This window comes from Streptomyces lancefieldiae, from assembly GCF_031845825.1.
Lineage (GTDB): Bacteria > Actinomycetota > Actinomycetes > Streptomycetales > Streptomycetaceae > Streptomyces > Streptomyces lancefieldiae.
Window position 1 is genome coordinate 1 of sequence record NZ_JAVRFH010000289.1, and the last position, 487, is coordinate 487.

General features: G+C 72.9%; 1 protein-coding gene. It reads left to right on the plus strand.

Translation table 11 applies throughout. The features are described from left to right. Window positions 1-487 (plus strand): FAD-linked oxidase C-terminal domain-containing protein (locus RM812_RS42180; protein ID WP_311586309.1); only part of this gene is annotated, 487 nt, incomplete at both ends.

The window sequence follows — 487 nt, forward strand, 5'->3', positions numbered from 1 at the left end:
CCATGGGACTGCCCGAGACCACCGAGGCTCTCCTCCTCTGCGCCTTCGACACCCCGGACCCGGCGGCCGACCTCGCCCCCGACGGAGCCCTCAGCACGGCGGCGGGGGCCACCGAAGTGGTCCCCGCCGACGACCCGGCCGAGTCCGAACTCCTCCACCAGGCCCGCCGGATGTCGCTCACCGCGCTGGAGGCCGTCACGTCCGCCACGAAGATCTACGACGACTCCGTCCCGCGTTCGCAGCTCGGCGCGATGCTGGAGGGGACCGCCGCCATCGCGGAGGAGTACGGACTCACCATCGGCGTCTGCTCCCACGCGGGCGACGGCAACCCCCACCCCGTCGTCTGCTTCGACCACACCGACCCCGACGAGTCCCGCCGGGCCCGCGAGTCCTTCGACGCGATCATGGCGCTCGGCCTGGAGCTGGGCGGGACCATCACGGGCGAGCACGGCGTCGGCGTCCTCAAGAAGGAGTGGCTCGCCCGTGA